This window comes from Flavobacterium hydatis (assembly GCF_000737695.1).
Taxonomy (GTDB): domain Bacteria; phylum Bacteroidota; class Bacteroidia; order Flavobacteriales; family Flavobacteriaceae; genus Flavobacterium; species Flavobacterium hydatis.
Window position 1 is genome coordinate 61,601 of sequence record NZ_JPRM01000020.1, and the last position, 6,820, is coordinate 68,420.

Sequence of the window (6,820 nt, forward strand, 5' to 3'; positions counted from 1 at the left end):
AAATTATGCGGGTATAAAAAAATCCCGATAAATCGAGATTTTTTTATTTGTAATTTTATATTATTTTTTGCCTTTAGAAGCTTTAGCAGCTTCTTGTTGCTCCATAACTTCTTGTAAACGTTGTTGGAACTTACTTTGTTTTTTAGGCTCTTTTAATTTGTTTTCTTGTATTTGAGCGTGAATTTTATCGCTATCTACAATGTAGTTTTTAATTACAAACATAATTCCGATTGTAATTAAGTTAGAGATAAAGTTATACAAACTCAAACCTGCACCGTAAGAGTTGAAGAATATCAACATCATAAGTGGCGAAACATAAATCATGATTTTCATCATCTTAGCCATATCTGGCATACCTTCTTGTTGTGGAGCTGCCATTTGTTGATCTCCAGATGTCATTTTCATGTAAAAGAAAATCGCAATTGCTGCCAAGATTGGGAACAAACTAATATGGTCTCCATATAAAGGAATGTGGAATGGCAATTTTACTACTGCATCAAATGAAGATAAATCGTCTGCCCAAAGGAAACTTTTTTGTCTTAACTCAAAAGCTGATGGGAAAAACTGGAACGAAGCATACATAAATGGTAGTTGTATCAAGGCTGGAATACAACCCGCCATTGGGTTTACTCCTGCTTTATTGTACAGCTTCATTGTTTCTTGTTGTTTCTTCATTGGGTCTTTCTTGAATTTTTCACCCAACTCTGTAATCTCTGGTCGCAATACTTTCATTTTTGCCTGAGACAAGAATGATTTATAAGTAATTGGCGACATCGCAATTTTTATAATAATTGTAAAAACAATAATAGCAATACCTAATGACAATCCAAGTGTAGAACTCAAGAATCCGAATAAAGGAATAAAAATAAATTTATTAATCCATCCGAAAATCCCCCAACCTAATGGAATGATTCTCTCTAAATTTGCATCGTAAGCTTTAAGAGTTTTATAATCTGATGGTCCAAAATACCAACTCATTTTATAATCAATCTCTCCATTTGAGAATGCTAATGGCAAGTTAGATTTAAATTGTTTAGTAAAAACCGTATCAATTTTATCATCATGAACTAAATCAATTGATTCTAATTTAGATTTTTCGAAAGGTTTTTTTGTCATTAAAATAGTTGAGAAAAAGTGTTGTTTATAGGCAACAAAACTTAAACTCTCAGGAGTTCTTTCTTCTTTTTTCCCTAAACCAGCGTAATCAACTTTTCCATCTTTATGCTCGTAATAAATCTCTGCATAACGATTTTCGTATGTAACACTTTTTTCATTTCTATAAGTTTTTAAATCCCATTCTAAATCCAATGGTTTAGATGTATTCAATACTTTGTTTAATCCCTGAGAACTAAGATCAAAGCCAATCATGTAATCTTTTGGCTTTAATATATATTTATATTCCAAGAATTCATTTGCACCAGCTTTTAAACGCATTGATAATATTTGATCCTCTCCATTTTTTGTCAATGTAGGTTCAAAATATAAATCCTTAGTATTTAAAGTACGGTTATCATTAGTAACCAATTGGATATTTAAATTAGCATTGTTATCTTTTATTAACTCTACTAATTGTCCTGATCCTTTTTGGAATTTCTCGTATTTTTTCAAAATAGCTTCAACTATAAAACCTCCTTTATTGGCAATTTTTAGTTTTACTACGTCATTTTCAATAGTTGTATAAGCATCTTTTGCAGAAGGAAGTGTAGCTGAATAAGCAAATCCACCTAATGTTTTTTGCAATTTTGCTAATTGCAAAGTATCTCCAGGAGTTGCTGCTACTGGTAAAACGGCTGTTTTAGCTGTAGCTTGTTTTGCTTGAGCTTCTTGTTTTGCAACTAATTCTTTTTTGGCCTTTTCTGCAGCTATTGTAGCTTCAGAAGGTTTGTTTTGATACATTATCCAAATCAAAATACCAAAAATCAATATAAAACCAATTATTGAATTGAGATCAAATTTTTTTTCTTCCATTATAATTTTTATTCAAGTTTTATGTTTGCGTTTCTCCTGTTTTTTAGAAACTTATACAAATACGTATTATTTTTTATGAGCTGTTACCGCAGCAGCTATAAAATTCACAAAAATTGGGTGCGGATTCGCAACTGTACTTTTGTATTCTGGATGGTATTGTACACCTATAAAAAATGGGTGATCTTTTAATTCTACAATTTCCACCAATCTTGTATCAGGGTTTACTCCTGATGCTATTAATCCTGCTTTTTGCAATTCATCTACATACTGGCTGTTGTACTCGTAACGGTGACGGTGACGCTCAGAAATAGTTGTTTTACCGTAAATTTTATGTGCCAATGAGTCTGGTGTAATATCACATTTCCATGCTCCAAGACGCATTGTACCTCCTTTATCGGTTACCGTTTTTTGCTCTTCCATTAAATTTACAACTGGATGAGCAGTTTTCTCATTCATCTCTGTTGAGTTTGCATCTGTATAACCTAAAATATTACGAGAATATTCGATTACTGACATTTGCATTCCTAAACAAATTCCGAAAAATGGAACTTTATTTTCACGTGCATAACGCACTGCTTCAATTTTTCCTTCTATTCCTCTTTCTCCAAATCCTGGAGCAACAAGAATTCCGTCTAAACCTTTTAATTTCTCTTCTATATTATCAGCATCAATATACTCTGAATGTATAGAAACTACATTTACTTTAGTTTCGTTTGAAGCTCCTGCATGTATAAATGCTTCTAAAATTGATTTGTAGCAATCTTGCATTTCTACATATTTACCAATCAAACCAATATTAATGGTGTGCTTTGGATTTTTTAATCTTTTTAAGAAAGTATTCCAGTTTTTTAAATCCGGAGCTGCTTTTTTAGGTAAATCCAATTTCTTTAAAGCAACTACATCTAATCCTTCTTCTAGCATTAAATTAGGCACTTCGTATATTGTCGATGCATCGATAGACTGTATTACAGCTTCTCTCTTTACATTACAGAACAAAGCAAGTTTGCTACGTAATTCATCCGAAAGTTCGTGTTCTGTTCTACAAACTAAGATATCAGCTTTTATACCGCTTTCCATCAAAGTTTTTACTGAGTGTTGTGTTGGTTTTGTTTTTAACTCTCCAGCAGCTGCCAAATAAGGTACTAATGTTAAGTGAATTACAATTCCGTTATTCTCACCCAATTCCCATACTAACTGACGAACGGACTCTATATAAGGTAATGACTCTATATCTCCTACTGTTCCACCGATTTCGGTAATAACAATATCATAATCACCAGACTTACCTAGTAATTGCATTCTATCTTTAATTTCGTTAGTAATATGAGGTACTACTTGTACCGTTTTACCTAGAAATTCTCCTCTTCTCTCTTTTTCAATAACCGAAAGATATACTCTACCAGTAGTTACGTTATTTGCCTGTGATGTAGGAACGTTAAGAAAACGCTCGTAGTGACCTAAATCCAAATCGGTTTCGGCTCCATCATCAGTCACATAACATTCTCCGTGCTCGTACGGATTTAATGTACCCGGATCTACATTTATATACGGGTCAAATTTTTGAATAGTTGTGCGATAACCTCTTGCTTGTAACAATTTTGCTAAAGATGCTGCGATAATCCCTTTTCCTAATGAAGAAGTCACACCGCCTGTAACAAAAATATATTTCGTTTGATTCATTCTGTTGTTGTTTGTATTGTAGTTGTGTAAAAAACGTGGCAAAAATAGTGAATAAAATTGGATTATTAGAATTTTATACTAGACTTCTTAGACTGACTTAGATTTATAGACTCGCTTAGATTTTTAGACAACTTAGACTTGTTTAGATTATTAGATTACCTTGAATTTTAGACTCGCTTAGATTTTTAGACATCTTAAATTGACTTAGACTTCTTCGGTTTTTAGGCAGCTTAGACTAACTGAGATTTTTAGACTCACTTTGATTTCTTAGAATTTTAGCCTTTTTACAACATGTAGATTATATACTATATAAAGTATATATTGTATTATTTACTAATCTCATGAATTTCAATTTTAACATTTTACTTTTAAGTTTAATAATACAAGTTGAAATACTTTTTAGGATAATTATAATTAAGCTAGTCTAAGCAAGTCTAAATTATTACTAAATTATAGAATGAATAGATAAAAAATGTAATACTAAAGACTATATCAAAAGCCAATACTAATTTAAAGTTTGAAAAACGAAGCATCTTATTAATGAGTAAACGAACCATTAACTGAATAAGGAAGAAAGAGAAAATTTTTAAGCTGTACGGATTGTAAGCAAGTGCTTCTTTGAAATTTAAATTTAGAATTTGAGAAAACGCTCTTGTTAATCCGCGGCTTTTACAATAACTCAAAGGCATTCCTTTGCAAAGGGAACCTATTCCGAAATTTAAAAAAGAGGATAAATAGCAATAAAAAAAGATAAACATGATCATTATAATAAAAATCATGTTTATCCTTTTGTATGAATCTATTTCGTAAGAAGGTCTTGTTTCCACAAAAAATTATTCTTTTGGCTCTTCAACTTCAATTGTATCGCTTATTGTTTCGACACTGTTATTTAAAGAATCTTGCATTTTTAATGCTTCTGTATGTATAGAATCTATAGTTGTTCTCATTTCGCTTTCATGAGATAATGATCCAGCCCAAGCTGAGCCTACAAAAATTAATACCCACATTAAGGCAAAAATAGTCCCAACAACTCCTAAAACGATTCCTGCTATTGGCATTGAGGTAGAAGCATTTCCTTTTTTAGCTTTCATGTAGCCAATTATTCCAAAAATCACTGCAAGTATTCCAAAAAACACTGATATTAATCCAACGCAAGGAATAAATGCTATTAGAATTGTTAATATTCCTAAAACTAAAGCAGCAGTTCCCATTCCTTGACCTGCATTTGATGTCTGTAAATTATTATCCATATCGTTTTTTATGTTAATTACTACAAAAATATAAAAACACTTATGTTAACAAGAAAGAATAAACCAAAGTTATTAACAAATAAATACTTATTAGACTTACTTAGATTTTTAGACTTTCTTAGACTACTTAGACTTAGACTTACCTTTACCTGTTTAGACTTATTTAGATTATAAAATCTTAAAATGAAATGTCAAAATCGCGGTTTTTACTAATCCCACATCATTAATAATCCGAGAATAAAACCATAAAATAAGGAAAAAGCAACTGCAAGTAGTAATGCTATAATTCCTATAACAAAACTGACTTTTGATAATGTAGTTGAAGCATTGTTACTTTTTGCCTGAGACATTCCTATTGCTGAAAAAATTATTGCTAAAACTCCACCAATTACAGCTAATACATTAATGCAGGGTATAAAAGCAAATATAATAGACACTATTCCTAATACCAACGCTGCAATACTCATACTTTGACCAGCATTTGATCGCCGAAAATTATTCTCCATACCTTTTTTTAGTGCTTTATTATTTTAAAGGTTTTGGATATTGTTTTTTGATATTTCTAATCAACTCTTCTAAACCGTTAAGTTTTAGTTCATAGATAAGTGCAAGTTGCTGCCCTAATTCACCATTAGGAAATCCTTTGTTATGATACCAAACGACATAATATTCAGGAAGATCAATTAAGAATCGTCCTTCGTATTTCCCGAAAGGCATTTTGGTATGCGCTAATTTTATGAGAGCTTTTTTGTCTTGTTCCATTTTTTTAAAAGAAAAAAAAGCAAGAAAAAAGAGTACAGAATGAATCTTTTTTCTTGCTTCTTAATGAATGCAAAGCTATTATTATTTAAACAACTTTTTTATTTTTTTTGCTACAGATTTCAAAAATAGCTTACAGTTTCGGTTTCAGTTCACAACTTACAAACTGACTGTTTACTGAGACTAAAAACTGAAATCTAATAATGCCATCTCACGAAAGCTTCCATTGCAGCGTAACGTGATAAACCTAATTGGTTGTATAACTCTGCAGTTTCAGCATTTCTATCTTCGGCTCTTTGCCAGAACTCACGTGCATCTGATCCTTGGAACACAACTCCATCTTTTTGAGATTGGTGTTTAAATATTCCGTGTCTTTTTGCCAGTACTTGGTCAGGACTCATTGGTACTGCCATTTCTACTTCGTCAATTCCCCATTCTTGCCAAGCGCCACGGTATAACCATAACCAACAATCATCCATGAATGGGTTTGGTTTTAATCGTTTTACGGATTCAAAAATAGCATCCAGACAAACTTTGTGTGTTCCGTGTGGATCTGCTAAATCTCCTGCTGCATATATTTGGTGTGGTTTGATTTTTTCGATTAAAGCCATTGTAAGCTGAATATCTTCTTCTCCAATTGGTTTTTTCTCGATTGTTCCTGTTTCATAAAACGGAAGTTCCATAAAATGAATTTGTTCGTCTGGTAAACCTACAAAATGACTTGTTGAGCGTGCTTCTCCTTTTCTGATTAATCCTTTTATGTAACGAACTTCTGGAATATCAATTTCACTATTCTTTTTATTGGTTAAGAATGTTACTGCTTTTTGATAGATATTCTCTGCTTCAGTACTTTTAATTCCAAATTTCTCGTTGTAATCGGTAACGAATCTTGCAAAACGCAATGCTTCATCATCTGCAACTGCAATATTTCCTGAAGTTTGATATGCTACGTGTACTTCATGTCCTTGCTCTTGCAAACGCATAAATGTTCCTCCCATACTAATGATATCATCATCTGGATGTGGGCTAAATATCAATACTCTTTTTCTTGCTGGTTCTGCTCTTTCTGGACGTTTGGTATCATCTGCATTTGGTTTTCCTCCTGGCCATCCTGTAATAGTATTTTGCAGTTTATTAAATATCTTAATATTGATATCGTATGC

General features: G+C 31.9%; 7 protein-coding genes. All 7 read right to left on the reverse strand.

The genetic code is table 11. The features are described 5' to 3' along the window. Positions 1-60: 60 nt before the first annotated feature. Positions 61-1,968 carry a membrane protein insertase YidC gene (yidC, locus tag IW20_RS13525; protein WP_035623170.1) on the reverse strand — a complete coding sequence of 636 codons (1,908 nt, stop codon included), beginning with the start codon at positions 1,966-1,968 and terminating at the stop codon, positions 61-63. A gap of 66 nt (positions 1,969-2,034) precedes the next feature. Continuing rightward, positions 2,035-3,648 (reverse strand): CTP synthase, encoded by a 1,614-nt coding sequence (locus IW20_RS13530; RefSeq protein WP_035623172.1) that lies wholly within the window; start codon positions 3,646-3,648, stop codon positions 2,035-2,037. A gap of 434 nt (positions 3,649-4,082) precedes the next feature. Next, entirely contained in the window at positions 4,083-4,427 is a 345-nt protein-coding gene (locus tag IW20_RS26945; protein WP_089052205.1) for a DUF2752 domain-containing protein, read from the reverse strand. Positions 4,428-4,481: 54 nt separating this feature from the next. After that, positions 4,482-4,898: a DUF4190 domain-containing protein gene (locus IW20_RS13540; protein ID WP_035623176.1), complete on the reverse strand. Its 417-nt coding sequence runs from the start codon at positions 4,896-4,898 to the stop codon at positions 4,482-4,484. 209 nt (positions 4,899-5,107) lie between these two features. After that, complete coding sequence (locus IW20_RS13545; RefSeq protein ID WP_089052204.1) at positions 5,108-5,365, reverse strand: hypothetical protein; 258 nt, start codon at positions 5,363-5,365, stop codon at positions 5,108-5,110. 58 nt (positions 5,366-5,423) lie between these two features. Next, positions 5,424-5,660, reverse strand: a complete 237-nt coding sequence (locus tag IW20_RS13550) for a DUF3820 family protein (protein WP_035623180.1) — start codon at positions 5,658-5,660, stop codon at positions 5,424-5,426. 194 nt (positions 5,661-5,854) lie between these two features. Continuing rightward, positions 5,855-6,820 (reverse strand): PIG-L family deacetylase (locus IW20_RS13555; protein WP_035623182.1); only part of this gene is annotated, 966 nt, incomplete at its 5' end.

Excerpts from the sequence above, each read along its gene's own strand:
- yidC (WP_035623170.1), bottom strand. The coding sequence starts at position 1,968 with ATGGAAGAAAAAAAATTTGATCTCAATTCAATAATTGGTTTTATATTG.
- IW20_RS13530 (WP_035623172.1), bottom strand. The coding sequence starts at position 3,648 with ATGAATCAAACGAAATATATTTTTGTTACAGGCGGTGTGACTTCTTCA.
- IW20_RS26945 (WP_089052205.1), bottom strand. The coding sequence starts at position 4,427 with ATGATTTTTATTATAATGATCATGTTTATCTTTTTTTATTGCTATTTA.
- IW20_RS13540 (WP_035623176.1), bottom strand. The coding sequence starts at position 4,898 with ATGGATAATAATTTACAGACATCAAATGCAGGTCAAGGAATGGGAACT.
- IW20_RS13545 (WP_089052204.1), bottom strand. The coding sequence starts at position 5,365 with ATGAGTATTGCAGCGTTGGTATTAGGAATAGTGTCTATTATATTTGCT.
- IW20_RS13550 (WP_035623180.1), bottom strand. The coding sequence starts at position 5,660 with ATGGAACAAGACAAAAAAGCTCTCATAAAATTAGCGCATACCAAAATG.